This is a genomic window from Methylobacterium durans (assembly GCF_003173715.1).
In the GTDB taxonomy this organism is placed as follows: domain Bacteria; phylum Pseudomonadota; class Alphaproteobacteria; order Rhizobiales; family Beijerinckiaceae; genus Methylobacterium; species Methylobacterium durans.
Genome location: NZ_CP029550.1, coordinates 5496545 through 5512956 on the forward strand (window position 1 = coordinate 5496545; position 16412 = coordinate 5512956).

The 16412-nt window shown below is 71.2% G+C and carries 15 protein-coding genes and 1 pseudogene; 8 read left to right on the top strand and 8 right to left on the bottom strand.

Annotated features, from left to right (window positions below; all coding sequences use genetic code 11):
• Window positions 1-51 precede the first annotated feature (51 nt).
• The gene (locus DK389_RS25460; RefSeq protein ID WP_109893847.1) at window positions 52-1356 is read right to left on the bottom strand and encodes an MFS transporter; all 1305 of its coding nucleotides are present in this window, start codon (window positions 1354-1356) and stop codon (window positions 52-54) included.
• A gap of 238 nt (window positions 1357-1594) precedes the next feature.
• Between DK389_RS25460 and DK389_RS25465 the strand changes: the two genes are divergently transcribed.
• The 5 genes and pseudogenes from DK389_RS25465 (at window position 1595) to DK389_RS25485 (ending at window position 7268) form a co-directional block, all read left to right on the top strand.
• Complete coding sequence (locus DK389_RS25465) at window positions 1595-2458, top strand: LysR substrate-binding domain-containing protein (RefSeq protein ID WP_109893849.1); 864 nt, start codon at window positions 1595-1597, stop codon at window positions 2456-2458.
• A gap of 98 nt (window positions 2459-2556) precedes the next feature.
• The gene (locus DK389_RS25470) at window positions 2557-2769 is read left to right on the top strand and encodes a hypothetical protein (RefSeq protein ID WP_109893851.1); all 213 of its coding nucleotides are present in this window, start codon (window positions 2557-2559) and stop codon (window positions 2767-2769) included.
• Window positions 2770-2967: 198 nt separating this feature from the next.
• Window positions 2968-4565, top strand: a pseudogene (locus tag DK389_RS25475) (GMC family oxidoreductase); the annotation flags it as partial.
• Between the two features lie 241 nt (window positions 4566-4806).
• Complete coding sequence (locus DK389_RS25480) at window positions 4807-6156, top strand: MFS transporter (protein WP_109893853.1); 1350 nt, start codon at window positions 4807-4809, stop codon at window positions 6154-6156.
• Between the two features lie 35 nt (window positions 6157-6191).
• Window positions 6192-7268, top strand: a complete 1077-nt coding sequence (locus DK389_RS25485; protein WP_109893855.1) for a YeiH family protein — start codon at window positions 6192-6194, stop codon at window positions 7266-7268.
• Between the two features lie 268 nt (window positions 7269-7536).
• Here DK389_RS25485 and xsc read toward each other — a convergent pair whose 3' ends face one another.
• On the bottom strand, window positions 7537-9315 hold the full coding sequence (gene xsc / locus DK389_RS25490) for a sulfoacetaldehyde acetyltransferase (RefSeq protein WP_109893857.1): 1779 nt from the start codon (window positions 9313-9315) through the stop codon (window positions 7537-7539).
• Between the two features lie 228 nt (window positions 9316-9543).
• On the opposite strand from xsc, the gene DK389_RS25495 reads away from it, so the two are divergent.
• Window positions 9544-10305: an IclR family transcriptional regulator gene (locus DK389_RS25495; protein WP_109893859.1), complete on the top strand. Its 762-nt coding sequence runs from the start codon at window positions 9544-9546 to the stop codon at window positions 10303-10305.
• 32 nt (window positions 10306-10337) lie between these two features.
• Window positions 10338-11309, top strand: coding sequence for a bifunctional enoyl-CoA hydratase/phosphate acetyltransferase (locus DK389_RS25500; protein WP_335645502.1), 972 nt, complete (start codon window positions 10338-10340; stop codon window positions 11307-11309).
• Here the strand turns inward: DK389_RS25500 and DK389_RS25505 are convergent.
• From DK389_RS25505 to DK389_RS25525, 5 genes are all read right to left on the bottom strand, one after another.
• Entirely contained in the window at window positions 11299-11553 is a 255-nt protein-coding gene (locus DK389_RS25505) for a hypothetical protein (RefSeq protein ID WP_109893861.1), read from the bottom strand. The two genes, DK389_RS25500 and DK389_RS25505, sit on opposite strands and share 11 nt — an antisense overlap.
• Complete coding sequence (locus tag DK389_RS25510) at window positions 11550-12293, bottom strand: Crp/Fnr family transcriptional regulator (RefSeq protein WP_109893863.1); 744 nt, start codon at window positions 12291-12293, stop codon at window positions 11550-11552. Before DK389_RS25510 ends, DK389_RS25505 begins: the two co-directional genes overlap by 4 nt.
• A 249-nt stretch (window positions 12294-12542) precedes the next feature.
• Window positions 12543-12989, bottom strand: a complete 447-nt coding sequence (locus DK389_RS25515) for an MEKHLA domain-containing protein (RefSeq protein ID WP_109893865.1) — start codon at window positions 12987-12989, stop codon at window positions 12543-12545.
• On the bottom strand, window positions 12986-13963 hold the full coding sequence (locus DK389_RS25520; RefSeq protein WP_109893867.1) for a phosphoribosylaminoimidazolesuccinocarboxamide synthase: 978 nt from the start codon (window positions 13961-13963) through the stop codon (window positions 12986-12988). The genes DK389_RS25515 and DK389_RS25520 overlap by 4 nt, the downstream gene beginning before the upstream one ends.
• Before the next feature lie 80 nt (window positions 13964-14043).
• Entirely contained in the window at window positions 14044-14841 is a 798-nt protein-coding gene (locus tag DK389_RS25525) for a DUF2189 domain-containing protein (protein ID WP_109893869.1), read from the bottom strand.
• Window positions 14842-15148: 307 nt separating this feature from the next.
• On the opposite strand from DK389_RS25525, the gene DK389_RS25530 reads away from it, so the two are divergent.
• Window positions 15149-15469, top strand: a complete 321-nt coding sequence (locus DK389_RS25530) for a GYD domain-containing protein (protein ID WP_109893871.1) — start codon at window positions 15149-15151, stop codon at window positions 15467-15469.
• Window positions 15470-15475: 6 nt separating this feature from the next.
• Here the strand turns inward: DK389_RS25530 and DK389_RS25535 are convergent, their stop codons facing one another.
• Window positions 15476-16360, bottom strand: coding sequence for a hypothetical protein (locus tag DK389_RS25535; protein ID WP_109893873.1), 885 nt, complete (start codon window positions 16358-16360; stop codon window positions 15476-15478).
• Between the last annotated feature and the right edge of the window lie 52 nt (window positions 16361-16412).

Sequence of the window (16412 nt, forward strand, 5' to 3'; positions counted from 1 at the left end):
ACGAGGGGAAAGGGTTGCGGTCGTGAGCGGGCCCCCGCGGGCCCTTCCCGGTCAGGCGGTGGGCCTGACCGGCACGGGACGGGCGAGGGGGGACTCCGGCTCGACGTCGTCGACGAAGGGCTCGTCCGGGCGCATCCGCAGCGCCAGGACCGCGCCGAGGAGCAGGAGGCCGAGGGAGGCCACGAAGGGCAGGTCCCAGCGGCCGGTCGCGTCGATGATGGCGCCGAAGACGACGGGCGAGATCATGCCGGCGAGCCCGAAGCCGAAGTTCATGAAGCCGCTCGCGGTGCCCGCGTGCTGGGGCGCGATGTCCATCGGCACCGCCCAGATCGGGGCGACGATCAGCTCGGCGAAGAAGAACGCGCCGCTGAGGCAGAGGGCGATGGTGACGAGGTCCGTCACGAACAGCACCGGCAGCATGAACAGGAAGGCGCCGAGGAAGCCCACCACGATGACGCTGACGCGGGCCTTCGAGACGCTGCCCGTCCGGCGCAGGATGCGGTCGCTGACGATGCCGCCCACCGTGTCGCCGACGACGCCGGCGAAGAACACGCCCGAGGCGAAGATGGCCGACTTCTTGATGTCGAGGTTGTACTGGTGGAGGAAGTACGAGGGGATCCAGTTGAGGAACAGCCACAGGGTCCAGCCATAGCAGAAGTCGGTCAGCGTCACCGGCATCATCCGGCGGAGGAGGCGGCGCCACGGCACGGCCTTGCGCTCGGAGGCGATCCTTCTCGCTGGCAGCACGTCGAGCTCGGCCTGGGTGATGTGCTTGTGGTCGCGCGGATCGTCCCGGAAGTAGAACCACCACAGGGCGACCCAGGCGAAGCTGATCAGGCCGATGATGATGAAGGAATCGCGCCAGGAGAGCGCGACGATCAGGAAGGCGATGATCGGCGGCGTCACCGCGTTGCCGAAGCGGGCGAAGGCGTGGGTGATCCCCTGCGCGAAGCCGCGCCGGTCGGCCGCCATCCAGTTGGAGAGGGCGCGCGTCGCGGTCGGGAAGGCCGAGCCCTCGCCGATGCCGAGGAGGAAGCGGGCCGCGACGAGGGACATCGCGCCCTCGACGAAGCCGATCATCACGGTCGCGGCCGACCAGATCGCGCCGCAGATCAGCAGGGTCAGCCGGGGCCCGAGGCGGTCGCCGAGCCAGCCGCCGGCGATCTGGAAGAAGGCGTAGGGGTAGGCGAAGGCCGAGAAGGCGAGGCCGAGCTCGGTGTTGGTGAGGCCGAGTTCCTTCTGCATCGCGGGCGCGGCGGTGCCGATGTTCACCCGGTCGATGTAGGTGACCAGGTACATCAGGCAGATGATGAACAGGACGCGGTCCGTGGCCTTGAAACGACTGAGCCCAAGCATGCTGCCCTCCTGACAGGGTCCGCGAAGTCGAGCTGGGTCGGCGCACAAGATCAGGCACCTTCCGAGACTGTCCTCGACGGCCGTTCGGCGTTCCTCAACCTTCGCGGCGCGGTCTTCCATCAGGTCTTGGATGCCTGAATCGGGGGTGGGACCGTGCCACGGGATGACACGCTAGCCATTGCCAACGGTCACGGGAAATTTATTGTCTGCATCGCGATCATTCAGGAAATTGATCGGAATGATTCCGGATCTTGAGATTCCGCTGCTGCGCACCTTCGTGGCGGTCAACGACACCGGGAGCATCACCCTGGCGGGCAAGCAGGTCGGCCGGACCCAGCCCGCGGTGACCCACCAGATGCATCGCCTGGAGAAGGCGCTCGGCAAGCCGCTCTTCGAGGGCGACCGCCGCCACCTCACGCTCACCCGCGAGGGCGAGATGCTGCTCGCCTATGCCCGCACCCTCCTCGGCCTCAACGACGAGATCCGCGAACGCTTCCAGGCGCCCGACATCGCGGGCCATGTCCGCCTCGGCGTGCCGGATCTCTACGCGGCCTTCCTGCTGCCCGCCGTGCTCGGCGGCTTCGCCCGCGCCTATCCGCAGATCGAGATCGAGTTGCGCTGCTCGCGCAGCATCCACCTCCACGCGGCCCTGGAGCGGGAGGAGATCGACATCGCCCTGATGACGCGCCAGCCCGAATTCGAGGGCGGCACCACGGTCCGGGAGGAGCCGCTGATCTGGGTCGCGGCCCGCGACTGCACGATCAGCGCGAGCGAGCCGCTGCCGCTGGCGCTCCTGCCCGCGGGCAGCCTCTACCGCCAGCGGGCGCTGGACGCGCTCGGCCATGTGGGGCGGTCCTGGACCGTGACCGCCGTGAGCGACAGCATCGCCGGCCTGCAGGCGGCGGTCCATGCGGGGCTCGCGGTCTCGATCTTCCCGCTCTGCGCGCTCAGCCCGCATGTCCGCCGCCTCGGGCGGGCCGACGGCCTGCCGGACCTGCCGGCCCTGGAGATCGTACTGCAACGCAAACCGAGCGGCATCGCGCCGGCGGCCGAGCATCTCGCCCAGTACATCGTGGCCGAACTCAGCAACGCGCCGTCCTGACATTGCTGCCATGCAGCGTCGTCGGCCGGATATTTTTGCACTGCACAAGAGGCTGTGATAATTCGAGGGCGTCCCGCAGCCTCGATTTCCGCGCCCCTATGAACGACCTCGACCGCCTGCAGAAGATCCTTCCCTTCGCCGTGGCGCTCTACCTCGCGACGAGCCTGGCGCAGCTTCAAGCGACGCAGGCCACCGCCCCGCATGCGAGCTCGGGGGTCTCGGTGGAGCGGGTGGCCGCGAGCGTGAAGTGGCACATGCTCCAGATCGCCCGCAACGAGCAGAACGAGGCGCTGGTCTTCCCCGGCAACTGAGCGTCCCGCACCCGGCCCGCAGACAGAACGTAGCCGGAGCCCGACCCCTCCGGAACGCGGACGGCCCGCGCGATCGGCCGCCTCGCGCATTGACACATGCGCCATTTCCTCATCTAATCGAACGCAACGTACCGTTTTTCGAGATTTAATCGCAAAACGGCTGCGACGGGGAACCGCGATCGGGCGAGGGCGTCGGCGATGGAGCGCGACCACTTCGACTACGTCGTCGTCGGGGGCGGCACCGCCGGATGCGTTCTCGCCAACCGCCTCTCCGCGGAGGGCCGGCACCGCGTGCTCCTGCTGGAGGCGGGCCCGCGCGACCGCTCGCCCTGGATCCATCTTCCCATCGGCTACGGGAAGACGATGTTCCACAAGACCCTGAACTGGGGTTTCTACACCGAGCCCGAGCCGACCATGAAGGATCGGCGGATCTACTGGCCGCGCGGGCGCACGCTCGGCGGGTCGAGCTCCATCAACGGCCTGATCTACATCCGCGGGCAGGCCGCGGATTACGATCACTGGGCCGCCCTCGGCAATCCGGGCTGGTCGTGGAAGGACGTCCTGCCCTACTTCATCCGCTCCGAGCACAACAGCCGCGGTCCGAGCCCGGCCCACGGTGCGGAGGGGCCGCTCTGGTGCTCCGACATCGGGCCCCCCACCCGCTGATCGAGGCCATCATCGCGGGTGCGCAGGATCTCGGCGTCCCCCGCACCGGGGATTTCAACGGCGGCGACCAGGAAGGCGTCGGCTACTACCAGCTCTTCACCCGGCGCGGCTGGCGCTGCAGCACGGCGGTGGCCTATCTGCGCCCGGCCGCCCGACGCCCGAACCTGCGGGTCGAGGTGGAGGCCCACGCGACGGACCTGATCCTCGACGGGCGACGCGCCGCCGGCATCCGCTACCGGCAGGGCGGGGCGATCCGCGAGGCGCGGGCCGCCCGCGCGGTGATCCTCGCCGCCGGCGCCCTGCAGAGCCCGCAGCTCCTGCTCCTCTCCGGCATCGGTCCGCCGGACGAACTCGCCCGCCACGGCATCCCGGTCCGGCACGCCCTGCCGGGCGTCGGGCAGAACCTGCAGGACCATCTCCAGGTCCGGCTGATGTACCGGGTGGCAAGGGCGATCACCACGAACGACGACCTCGCCACGCTGCGGGGCCGGGCCCGCATCGGCCTACAATGGCTCCTCTCCCGGAGCGGCCCCCTCGCCGTCGGGATCAACCAGGGCGGCCTGTTCACCCGCGTCATGCCGGGCGCGGGCGGCCCCGACATCCAGTTCCACTTCGCGACGCTCTCGGCCGATCTCGCCGGCGCCAAGCCCCATCCCTGGTCCGGCTGCACCTTCTCGGTCTGCCAGCTCCGGCCGGAATCGCGCGGCAGCGTCACCTTGCGCAGCGCCGACCCGTTCGCGGCGCCGGTGATGCGGGCGAACTACCTCACCACCGAGACCGACCGGGCCTGCACCGTCGAAGGCATCAAGTTCGCCCGGCGCCTCGCCGCCACGCGGGCGCTGAGGGACCTTCTCGCGGAAGAGCACAAGCCCGGCCCCGCGGTCGCGGGCGACGCGGCGCTGCTCGACTTCGCCCGGGAGGCCGGCGCCACGATCTTCCACCCGGCCGGCACTTGCCGGATGGGCGACGACCCGATGGCGGTGACGGATGCCCGGCTGCGGGTGCACGGTCTCGACGGGCTGCGGGTCGTCGACTGCTCGATCATGCCGACCCTCATCTCCGGCAACACCAGCGCCCCGGTGGTGATGATCGCCGAGAAGGCCTCCGACATGATCCTGGCGGAGGCGCGGGACGAGGCTATCCGGGGGACGGATCACCGCGTCCGTTCGGGAGCGGTCGAGGGCGCGTCAGCGCACCGGGTGAGGGATCCAGCGTCATCCGGACCAGTCGCACCCCTCACCCCGCCCCTCTCCCGAACGGGAGAGGGAGCCCGGTGCGGATAACCACCCGCTGCCTCCGCCGGCACGCCCCGGCGCGGAGGGAGCGGGGGCACGTCGACGTAATCCGAGCGGGTCGATCAGGGAGACGGGCATGGCGGAGATCGGGAGAGGCACCGGGGAGGCCGGGCGGCCGGGCGGCCTCCGGCGGGTCGTCGCGGCGGCGCTGATCGGCGCGACGATCGAGTGGTATGACTTCTTCCTCTATGGGGTCGTGGCCGGCATCGTCCTGAACAAGCTCTATTTCCCGGCGAGCGACCCCCTCGTCTCGACGCTTCTGGCCTACGCGACCTTCGCCGTCGGCTTCGTGGCGCGCCCCCTCGGCGGCATCGTGTTCGGGCATTTCGGCGACCGGATCGGCCGCAAGAGCATGCTGGTCATCACCCTGATGCTGATGGGCGTGGCGACCTTCCTGATCGGCCTCGTGCCGACCTACGCGCAGATCGGGGTGGCCGCACCCGTGCTCCTGCTGGTCCTGCGCGTCGTCCAGGGCATCGGCCTCGGGGGCGAGTGGGGCGGGGCGGTGCTGATGGCTTTCGAGTACGCGCCGCCGGAGCGCCGGGGGCTCTACGCCAGCATCCCGCAGATCGGCCTCGCCCTCGGCCTCTGCCTCGCCTCGGGCGTCGTCGCGCTGCTCTCCTACAGCTTGAGCGAGGAGCAGTTCCTGGCCTACGGCTGGCGGCTCGCCTTCCTGCTCAGCGTCGCCCTCGTCGCCGTCGGCGCCTATATCCGCCTCAACGTGATGGAGACGCCGGAATTCGCGGCCGTGAAGGAGGAGAACCGCGAGGCCGCGATCCCCTTCGTCGCGATGATCCGCGGCTACCCGAAGAACGTCCTCGCCGGCATGGGCGCGCGCACTGTCGACGGCGTCCTGTTCAACATCTTCGCGGTCTTCTCGATCGGCTACCTGACCCAGACCCTGCACGTGCCGCGCACGCAAGCGCTGCTCGGGGTCGCGGTCGCCGCGATCGTCCTGTGCGGGACGATCCCCCTGTTCGGCTGGCTCTCGGACCGCCTCGGGCGCACGCGGGTCTACGCCTGGGGCTCGCTCGCCACGGGGTTCTCCGCCTTCCCGGCCTTCTGGGTCTTCCTGACCTTCCCGGAGAGCATTGCGGCGATCTGGCTCGCCCTGATCGTGCCCTTCGGCATCCTCTATGCTTCGGTCTACGGGCCGGAGGCGGCCCTGTTCTCGGAGCTGTTCCCGGCGCGGGTGCGCTACACGGGGATCTCGTTCGTCTACCAATTCTCCGGCATCTTCGCGAGCGGGCTCACGCCGATCGTCGCCACCGCGCTCCTGCAGGTCTCGGGGGCGGACCGGCCCTGGCTGGTCTGCGCCTACTGCGCGCTGGCCGGCCTGATCAGCGCGGGCTCCGCGATCTGGATCGGCCGGGCCGGGCGGCGGGAAGCGGAGGCGGCGCCGGCCGGCAGGACCCTGCCGGCCTGAGGCGTCGGGTGTCGGAAGCCAAGGGGAGCGGATCGTTGCTGCAGGACAACAGGCCGGTGCGGGCGCCCTCGGGCCTGCAGCGCTGGCGCGCCCGCCTCGGCGAGCTCGGCCCGGGCGTCGGGCTCTGCGCCGCCGTCACCGCACTCTCCATCGCCCTGCAGGAGGGCGAGGAGCGGGCCTTCGGGCATCCCTACGTGGAGGCCCTGGTCATCGCGATTCTCACCGGCATGGCGCTGCGCACCCTCTGGGAGCCGAGCCCGCGCTGGCGGCCGGGCATCGCCTTCAGCGCCAAGCAGCTCCTCGAGGTGGCGGTCATGCTGCTCGGCGCCTCGATCAGCCTCGGAGCGATCATCGCCTCGGGCCCGCTCCTGTTGAGCGCGATCATCGCCGCCGTCTTCGTAACCATCGGAGCGAGCTACGGAATCAGCCGCCTGCTCGGCCTGCCGCCGCGAATCTCGATCCTGATCGCCTGCGGCAACGCGATCTGCGGCAACTCGGCGATCGCCGCGGTGGCGCCGGTGATCGGGGCCGACAGCGACGACGTCGCCTCCTCGATCTCGTTCACGGCGATCCTCGGCGTCGTCATGGTGCTCGGCCTGCCGCTGCTGATCCCGTTCCTCGGGCTCAGCGCCACCCAGTACGGGGTCCTGGCGGGGCTCACCGTCTACGCGGTGCCGCAGGTGCTGGCGGCCACCGTCCCGGCCGGGCTCGTCAGCACGCAGATCGGCACGCTGGTCAAGCTCGTGCGGGTGCTGATGCTCGGCCCCGTCGTCGTCACCCTGTCGCTGATGGCCGCCCGCTTCCGGGACGCGGGCCCGGCGGAAACCGGCCGGCGCCGTTTCGACCTGTTCAAGCTGGTCCCCTGGTTCATCCTCGGCTTCCTCGGGCTCGCGGGGCTGCGCTCCCTCGGCCTCGTGCCGGACGCCGCGATCTGGCCGATCACCCGGACGGCGGGCCTCCTCACCGTGGTCTCGATGGCGGCGCTGGGCCTCGGCGTCGACGTGCGGGTGATCGGCCGCGTCGGCGGCCGGGTGACGGCCGCCGTGACCCTCTCCCTCGCCCTGCTCCTGCTGATCAGCCTCGGGCTGATCCACGGGCTGCGGCTGGGCTGAGGGGCCGAGCGCCCACCTCTCCCGGGCGTCGGCACGCGGGCGGGCGCAAGGGGGCGGCCTTGATCGGGCGCGGGTCCCCTCTCCCGTTCGGGAGAGGGACAGGGTGAGGGACCTGGGTCTTTCCGGAGAGGTCGCACCCCTCACCCGGTCGGCTGACGCCGACTCGACCTCTTCCGGACGGGAGAGGTGGGCGCGACGGACCGCCGAACGAAAACGGGCCCCCTCCCGGCCGGGAGGGGGCCCGCGATCGCGTCCTGGCCTCGGCCCGTCACATCGGCGGGCGCTGCGGGCGCATGTCGGCGGCCTCGATCCCGGCGACCCGCACCGGCTTCTTCATCGCGTCCCGGCGGAAGGGCTCGCCGAGTTCCTGGTTGAGGAGGACCTCGATGAAGGTCGTGACGCCCTGCGCCTGCGCCTCGCCGGCCTGCCGGATGGCGTGGGTCAGCTCGGCCGTCGTCTCGACCCGCACGCCCTTGAAGCCGCAGCCCTCCGCGATCTTAGCGTAGCTCAATTTCGGGTCGAGCTCGGTGCCGACGAAGTTGTTGTCGTACCAGAGGGTCGTGTTCCGCTTCTCCGCCCCCCACTGGTAATTGCGGAAGATCACCATCGTGATGGCGGGCCATTCCGCGCGGCCGATCGAGGTCATCTCGTTCATCGAGATGCCGAAGGCGCCGTCGCCGGCGAAGCCGAAGACGGGGGTGTCCGGGCAGCCGATCTTGGCGCCGACGATCGCCGGGAAGCCGTAGCCGCAGGGGCCGAACATGCCGGGCGCGAGGTATTTCCGGCCGCTCTCAAAGGTCGGGTAGGCGTTGCCGATCGCGCAATTGTTGCCGATGTCGGTGGAGAGGATCGCCTCCCGCGGCAGGCCGGCCTGGATCGCCCGCCACGCCTGGCGCGGGGACATCCGCTCGCCGTCCCGCTCCCGCGCCTCGACGTTCCAGCGCGTGCCCGGATCGTCGTCCTCGTGGTCCATCGAGGAGAGGGTCTGGAGCCAGGCCGACTTGGTCTGGTGGATCAGCGCCCTGCGCTCGGCCCGGCCGGCATCGCCGGCCTTGGCCGAGAGCTGCTCCAGGAGCTGGCGGGCCACCTGCTTGGCGTCGCCGCAGATGCCCACCGTGATCGGCTTCGTCAGCCCGATCCGGTCCGGGTTGATGTCAACCTGGATGATCCGGGCGCCCTTGGGCCAGTAATCGATCCCGTAGCCGGGCAGGGTCGAGAACGGGTTGAGCCGGGTGCCGAGCGCCAGCACCACGTCGGCCTTGGCGATCAGCTCCATCGCGGCCTTCGAGCCGTTGTAGCCGAGGGGGCCGACGGCCAGCGGGTGGCTGCCGGGGAAGGCGTCGTTGTGCTGGTAGCCGGAGCAGACGGGGGCGTCGAGACGCTCGGCGAGCGCGGCCGACTCGGCCACGGCGTCGCCGATCACGACGCCCGCCCCGTTCAGGATCACCGGGAACTTCGCCTCGGAGAGGAGCTCGGCGGCCTCGGCGATGGCGGCGCGCCCGCCGCCCGGGCGCTCCAGGCGCACGATCTGGGGCAGCGCGATGTCGATCTCGTGGGTCCAGAAGTCGCGCGGCACATTGATCTGCGCGGGCGCGCAGCCGCGCCACGCCTTCTCGATCACCCGGTTGAGGACCTCGGCGATGCGGACGGGATCGCGCACCTCCTCCTGGTAGCAGACCATGTCCTTGAACAGGGCCATCTGCTCCACCTCCTGGAAGCCGCCCTGGCCGATCGTCCGGTTGGCGGCCTGCGGGCTCACGAGGAGCATCGGCGTGTGGTTCCAGTAGGCGGTCTTCATCGCAGTGACGAAGCCGGTGACGCCGGGGCCGTTCTGGGCGATCGCCATCGCCATCCGGCCGGTGGCGCGGGTGTAGCCGTCGCAGATCAGGCCCGCATTGGTCTCGTGGGCGCAATCCCAGAAGGTGATGCCCGCCTTGGGAAACAGGTCCGAGACCGGCATCATGGCCGAGCCGATGATCCCGAACGCCTGATCGATCCCATGCATCTGGAGGACTTTGATGAAGGCCTCTTCGGTCGTCATTCTCATGGTTGCATCCTCGGCTGCTTCCTCGGGCGCCCGATCGCGGCACCGCGTCGGCGGATCGTCGCCGGGCGAGCCGCACGCTCACCCCGGGGGCCGCGTCGGCCCCGTCCGTGCGGGCCTCCGGCCTCGCCGCACGGTTGAAGACTAGCGCCGCAATCCCGTCGCACGCAAGCGCCATCTCATTTTTTTGCTTCTCACATTCTGAAAAATGGAATAGGACTCGATCGACCGATGGAAGACAGCACCGAATCCTCGCCGGCCCTGAAGGCCTTCACGCTCCTGGAGACCATCGCGGCGATGGACCACGCCCCGACGCTCGCCGAGCTCACCGAGACGGCCAACCTGCCCAAGCCGACGCTGCACCGCTGGCTGACCATGCTCGAGGGCGCCGAGCTGGTGCGGCGCCTGCCGGACGGGCGGCGCTACGAGCTCGCCGCGCGGGCGACCGCGCTCGCCTTCGCGATCCTGTCGAACAACCCGGGCTCGACGCAGCGCCACCAGATCCTGCAGCGGGTCGCGCGGGACCTCGGCGAATCCTGCAACCTCACGGTGCTGCAGGGGAGCGAGGTGATGTATCTCGACCGCGTCGAGGCGGCGGCCCCCTTGCGCGTCGCCTTCCAGAAGGGCTCGCGGGTGCCGGCCCATTGCTCGGCGAGCGGCAAGATCTTCCTGGCGATGATGCCGGGTGCCAAGCGCGCCCGGCTGCTGGGCGGCCTCAGCCTGGAGCGGCACACGGCCAACACCCTGACGGAGCGCGAGGCGCTCGACGCCGAGCTCGGCCGGGTCCGGCGCCAGGGCTACGCCTTCGACGACGAGGAATACCTGTCCGGCCTGTTCTGCATCGCGGTGCCGATCCTCGACCGGACCGGCCGCGACTGCCTCGCGGCGCTGGCGCTGCAGGCCCCGGTGGTGCGGCTCTCGCGGGAGAACGCCGCCGAGCGGCTGCCGGCCCTGCGCTCGGCCGCCGAGGCGCTGGCGGCGACCCTGACCTGACTTGATCCCGAGGCAACGCCGAGAGCCCAGTGATGACCGAGATGCCGACGACGATGCTGCCGATGCCGCCGAGCTACCCGAAGCTCGGAGCGCTCACCGCCCTCGCCCTCGGCTGCGGCAGCCTGCGGGTCGGCGTCGTCTACCCCTGCGAGGCGGGGGCGCTCGCCGCCGCGATCGAGGCCGGCGAGCAGGGCTTCATCGAGCCCGTCCTGATCGGCCCCTCCCAGCTGATCCGCCGGGTGGCGCAGGACGAGGGCCTCGACCTGTCGGACCTCAGGATCGTCGAGGCGGGCGACCCCCACGCGGCCGCGCGCCGGGCGGTGGAGCTCGCGGCGCAGGGGGAGGTCGGTGCGCTGATGAAGGGCTCGCTGCACACGGACGAATTGCTCGGCGCGGTGGTCGGGCGCGACTCGCCCCTGCGCACGGGCCGGCGGGCGAGCCACGTCTTCTGGTTCGATTGCCCGGCCTACCACAAGCCGCTGATGCTCACCGACGCCGTGGTCAACATCGCGCCGGGCCTCCTGGAGAAGGCCGACATCGTGCGGAACGCGGTCGGCCTCGCCCACGGCCTCGGCATCGCGAACCCGAAGGTCGCGATCCTCGCGGCCGTCGAGACGGTGAACCCCTCGCTGCCCTCGACGATCGATGCGGCGGCCCTCTGCAAGATGGCCGATCGCGGCCAGATCACCGGCGCCATCCTCGACGGGCCGCTCGGCTTCGACAACGCGGTCTCGACGGCCTCGGCCAGCACCAAGGGCATCGTCTCGCTGGTGGCGGGCGAGCCCGACATCCTGCTGGTGCCGAACCTCGACGCCGGCAACAGCCTCTACAAGTCGCTGGTCTATCTCGGCGGCGCGGCCTGCGCCGGCCTCGTCCTCGGCGCGCGGGTGCCCGTGATCCTCACGAGCCGGGCCGATTCCCGCCAGGCAAGGGTCGCCTCCTGCGCGCTGGCGGCACTCGCCGCCCGGGGCATGGCCGAGCCGATGGCGCCGCTCAGGAACTGAGGAGCCGTCTCGCGAGGCGTCGCGCGATCCAGTCCTGCACCGCGTCGAGATCGGCGAAGGTGGGATGGTCCGGGCCGTCGAGCCGCCCGACCCCCACCTCCAGGAACCACTTGTCCGCGTCCGGCCCGTAGGCGTCCGACAGGCGCACCAGCACGCACAGGAAGCGCTCGCCGTCGAAGACGAGCCGGCCCTCCTCGTCTCCGCTGCCGGTCGCGACGCGCACGGGCCTGAGATGCAGGGTCACGCGGCGGCCTTTCTCTCCATGTGCAGGTAGGTCTCGTCGAACTCGCCCAGCGCGCGGAGCGCATCCCAGTCCAGGATGACGAGGTCGCGTTCCCGCGGACCGATCAGCCCCTGGGCGCGCAGATCCCCCAGCACCCGGTTGACGTGCACGTTCGACAGGCCGAGCGCGTCGCCGATGTCGGTCTGCGTGACCGGCCAGGGGCAGCGGTCGTTCTCGGCGAGGCCGACGGCGTGGAGCTTGAGGTACATCTCGCAGATGATGTGCGCGATCCGGCCATGCGCCGTGCGGCGGCCGATGCCGGTCATCCACTCGCGGAAGATCGATGCATCGATCAGCGTGTCGCGCCAGAGGGCGGACGCCGCATCCGGGAAGCGGACGCTGAGCTCGCGCAGGGCCTCGTGCGGGAGGAAGCCGACCCGGCACTGGGTCACGGTGCCGAGGCTGTGATCGAGGACCTTCAGGTGCAGGCTCTGCAGGTCCGGGATGTCGCCCGGCACGTGGAAGGACAGGATCTGCCGCCGTCCCTCGTCCAGGAGCTTGCAGCGGCAGGCCCAGCCCGTCAGGACGACGCAGCAATGGGTGGGCCGGTCCTTGTCGCGCGCGAGGTCGTGGCGCGCCTCGACCACGCGCACGGTCATCGGCAGCGCCGCGACGGCCTCGCGCGCCGGGTCCGAGAGGGTTGCGATGCTCTCCAGCTTGCGCAGGAGCGGAGCCAACTCGGCGTTCGACGCTGAACCCATGAACGCGGCACCGCGGCTTGCAAGGGACGGGGAGAGCGTCGCCGCGTGGCGGCGTAGGAACCATCGCTCCCTGTGGCAAGCCCGGCCTACAGGCCGGCTCATCCGACGTCATTGCCCTGTGTTACTTTGGTTGTACCTTCCTCATCGGTCGGTAAATAGTACCGCCTGATAATACAGCCGAAGAATTCATTGCCTCATGTTAAGGCAGCGCGCGCCTGATACGCTGGCGGCGGGCGGCCGCACCCGCTCTCAGGCGTCGCGCCAGCGGGTGAACGTCGCGGCCTGCCCGCGCGGGGTGCCGTCCGCGTCGACGAGCTGCCAGACCGTGCCGTCCTCGATCCAGAAGCGGCGGCCCGAGGCCGCGATCCGGACGCCCCGGTAGCCGGTGGCGAAGCCGTCGCGGGCGACGCGGTCGAGGAGCGCCTGGCGGGCAGCGCGCTCCGGCGCCTCCGCCGAGAGCCGCGAGGGCAGGGCGGTGAAGGCGTCCCAATCGTAGCCGAAGCAGCCCTGCGCAGTCCGGTTGGCATAGACGAAGCGCGGGTCCGCCGCCCCGTCATGGGCGAGCACCGCGAAGGGCGCCGCCGCGTAGAGCCAGTCCGGCCCGCACCCCGCCGGCACCAGCGGCCGGCCGACGAGCCGGGCGTGGCTCCCCGTCAGCAGCGCGAAGAAGCCGGGATCCAGCGCCAGCCCGCTCACGCGGCGAGATAGGCGGCGAGGTTGCGCCGGATGCGCTCGAGGGGCGGCTCGTCCCGGTCGGGCAGGGGGAAGTGCTGCCCCGTGATCGTCTCGAAGGCGCGGATGTAGACCGCGGCCGTCTCCATCACGACATCCTGCGGGATCTCGGGGATGTCGTCCCGGTAGGGGTCGCAGCGCGCGGCCACCCAGTTGCGCACGAAGTCCTTGTCGAAGCTCTCCGGGGCAGCGCCCTCGGCGAAGCGCTCGGGGTAGCTCTCGGCGAACCAGTAGCGGCTGCTGTCGGGCGTGTGGATCTCGTCCGCGAGCACGATCTCTCCCGCCGCGTCGGTGCCGAACTCGTACTTGGTGTCGGCGAGGATGAGGCCGCGCGCCGCCGCCCCCTCCTGCCCGCGGGCGAAGAGCGCGAGCGCCGCCTCCGAGACGATGCGCCACTGCTCGGGGCTCAGGAGGCCCTTCGCGAGGATCTCCGCCTCGGTCAGCGGCGCGTCGTGGGCGCCGGCCTCCGCCTTGGTGGTGGGCGTGATGATCGGGGCGGGCAGGGGCTCGTTCGGGCGCATCCCGTCCGGCAGGCGGTGGCCGTAGAGGGTGCGGGCGCCGGCCTTGTACTGCGTCAGGATCGAGGTCGCGGTGGTGCCGGCGAGATAGCCGCGCACCACGATCTCCACCGGCAGGATGGTGAGGCAGCGGCCCACCACCACGTTCGGGTCCGGGTAGGCGAGGACGTGGTTCGGGCAGATGTCGGCGGTCGCCTCGAACCAGTGCCGGGCGGTCTGGGTCAGGACCTGCCCCTTGAAGGGGATCGCGGCGAGGATCCGGTCGAAGGCGCTGAGCCGGTCGCTGCTGATCAGGATGCGGCGCCCGTCCGGCAGGTCGTAATTGTCCCGGACCTTGCCGCGGTAATGGTTCGGCAGCTCCGGCAGGCTCGCCTCCCGCAGGACCAGATGGGCGTAAGGGGTCAGGTCTGCCGCTGTCATCGCGCCGCCTCCGTCGGACCGAGCGGAGGCTTATGCGCGATCGCGCCCGCGAGCGCGAGCCCGGAACGCCGCCGCGCGCCTCAGGGCGGCGCCACCGCCCGCCGGTACAGGTGCCAGGTGGCGTGGCCCAGCACCGGCAGGACGACGGCGAGGCCGACGAAGAGGGGCAGCATCCCGACGAGGAGGAGGCCCGCGACGATGAAGCCCCAGAGCAGCATCGGGCCCGGATTCTCCCGCACCACCGCCATCGACGTCTCGATCGCGGCGAGCGCATCGATGTCCCGGTCGACGAGGAGCGGGATCGAGACGACGCTCACCGCCAGCGCCACCAGCGAGAAGGCGAAGCCGACGAGGTTGCCGAGCAGGATCAGGGTCCAGCCGCGGCCGGTGGTGACCACCTCCTCCAGGAAGGCGGGGACCGAGGCGTGGCTCGCGTTGTCGTAGAGCGCCCAGTAGAGGCCCATCGCGGCGACGAGCCAGGCGAGGAAGATCGTCATCAGGAGGAAGCCCACGGCGAAGATCGAGCCGGCCGAGCGCGCCCGCAGGGGCTCGTAGGCGTTCGACCAGGTCGAGACGAGGCCCTGCTCCCGCCGCCGGCTCATCTCGTAGAGGCCGATCGCCGCGAAGGGCCCGACCAGCGCGAAGCCGGAGGCGAGGGGGAAGAGCAGCGGGATCAGGCTCTCCTCGAAGGTCAGCGTCGCGATGACGATGCCGGCGATCGGGTAGATCGCGATGGCGAACACGACGTGGGTGGGCATGGCGAGGAAATCCTCGACGCCCCGGGCCAGAGCCACCCGGAGATCGTGGATCCCGAGCGCGCGCACGCGCGGGTGCGGCACCGATGGCGGCTGGTGGAAGACAGCGTGGAGCGTCGTCATGGCAGGGCCCTCCGCGGGGACGACAGGCGCGCGGCCAAGCTGTCCGACCGGCAGCGGCCACCGAGATATCGAGCACGAAGAGGCGCCGATTTATCGGATCGCGCAAGATCTGTCCCGATCCCCGACGAGACGAAACCGAGACGAGACGGGCCGTTCATCGCGCCCTTACAGTGCGCAACCGGGCAAATATGCGCCCGTCGTCTTGCTCGCGCCGGAGCCATGTCCGCCGCGAATGACGAACGACCTGCGCAGGGCGGGCCGACATGCGAGAATCCATCCTGGCGCGTCTCTCGCACGGAGGCCTGTCGTGACCACCTACATCATGCTCGGACATTGGACGGACCAGGGCGCCCGCTCGGCCGTCGATTCGCCCCGCCGCCTCGATGCGGCCAAGGCGCTGCTCGCCGGGATGGGCGGCGAGTTCAAGCACTTCTTCCTGACGATGGGCGCCTACGACATCATCGCGGTCTACGAGGCGCCCGACGACGCGGTGGCGGCCCGGTTCAGCCTGCAGCTCGGCATGCTCGGCAACGTCCGGGCCGAGACGCTGAAGGCGTTCCCGGAAGCCGCCTACCGGGCGATCATCGGCTCGCTCAGCTACGAGGAGCCGCCACGCTGGCGGACCTGAAGCCCCTCAGGCCGCGCGCTGGGGCTTGCGCAGCGGCTCGAACACGACCGCGTAATGCTGCGGGCACCAGCGCTTGCCGGTGACGACGCGGCAGCCGCAGACGCGCTTCGTCTCGATCGAGCCGCCCTCGTGGTCGGACCAGAGGGGGAAGACGCAGTCGAGGAGGCCCGCCTTCATGAAGGGCACGCCCTCGCCGCCATCCGCCGCCACCAGGGGCCGCCGCGCTCCCGGCGCAGGGAGGGCAGGGGAAGCGGCCGCCGCCGGGGCATGGGAAGCGGCCGCTGCCGGGGCATGGGAAGCGGCCGGGGCCGGGACGGCGAGCGCCGCCGGCGCGGGCACGGACAGGGCACCCGGCGCCGGGCGCCGAGCCGCTGTCGGCAAGATCGCGGCCGGACTGGGCACGGCGGGGGCAGCGGGCCGGACCGCGGCCGGCGCGATTCGGCAGGGCGTCTCGCCGCGCGCCGTCTCCCGCTGGGCCGCCGGCTCGGTGCGGGGCAGGATGCGCGGCTTCGCGGCGGTCTCGGCCGGAGGCGAGGCGGGGCTCGGCGCCGGCGCGGCGGGCGCAGCCGTCTTGAGCGCAGCCGTCTTGGGCGCGGCCGCCACAGCCTTGGGTGCGGTGGGAGCAACCTTGGCCGCGGTGGGCGCAGCCTTGGCCGCGGCGGGCGCAGCCTTGGCCGCGGCGGGCACCAGCTTAGGAGCGGCAGGCTCCGTCTTGGGGGCGGCGGGCGCCTCGGGCTTGGCGCCGAGCGTCTGCGCCGCCTGCGCGACCTGGCGAATCACGTCCTCGGGCGTGGTGCCCAATTCGGCGGCGATCTCCGACGCGTCGCGGCCCTCGATCCATTGGAAGACCGCCTTGCGGGTCGTCTCGTCCGTCCACAGCGCGTCGTTCATCCGGATGGGAGCCTTGTGCCTCGGTGATGGGGGAGGCGCCGTATAGGCGAAA

What these genes read in the sequence shown, in the direction of transcription:
- DK389_RS25460 (WP_109893847.1), bottom strand. Translation starts at nt 1,356, where the DNA reads ATGCTTGGGCTCAGTCGTTTCAAGGCCACGGACCGCGTCCTGTTCATC.
- DK389_RS25465 (WP_109893849.1), top strand. Translation starts at nt 1,595, where the DNA reads ATGATTCCGGATCTTGAGATTCCGCTGCTGCGCACCTTCGTGGCGGTC.
- DK389_RS25470 (WP_109893851.1), top strand. Translation starts at nt 2,557, where the DNA reads ATGAACGACCTCGACCGCCTGCAGAAGATCCTTCCCTTCGCCGTGGCG.
- DK389_RS25480 (WP_109893853.1), top strand. Translation starts at nt 4,807, where the DNA reads ATGGCGGAGATCGGGAGAGGCACCGGGGAGGCCGGGCGGCCGGGCGGC.
- xsc (WP_109893857.1), bottom strand. Translation starts at nt 9,315, where the DNA reads ATGAGAATGACGACCGAAGAGGCCTTCATCAAAGTCCTCCAGATGCAT.
- DK389_RS25495 (WP_109893859.1), top strand. Translation starts at nt 9,544, where the DNA reads ATGGAAGACAGCACCGAATCCTCGCCGGCCCTGAAGGCCTTCACGCTC.
- DK389_RS25500 (WP_335645502.1), top strand. Translation starts at nt 10,338, where the DNA reads ATGACCGAGATGCCGACGACGATGCTGCCGATGCCGCCGAGCTACCCG.
- DK389_RS25510 (WP_109893863.1), bottom strand. Translation starts at nt 12,293, where the DNA reads ATGGGTTCAGCGTCGAACGCCGAGTTGGCTCCGCTCCTGCGCAAGCTG.
- DK389_RS25520 (WP_109893867.1), bottom strand. Translation starts at nt 13,963, where the DNA reads ATGACAGCGGCAGACCTGACCCCTTACGCCCATCTGGTCCTGCGGGAG.
- DK389_RS25525 (WP_109893869.1), bottom strand. Translation starts at nt 14,841, where the DNA reads ATGACGACGCTCCACGCTGTCTTCCACCAGCCGCCATCGGTGCCGCAC.
- DK389_RS25535 (WP_109893873.1), bottom strand. Translation starts at nt 16,360, where the DNA reads ATGAACGACGCGCTGTGGACGGACGAGACGACCCGCAAGGCGGTCTTC.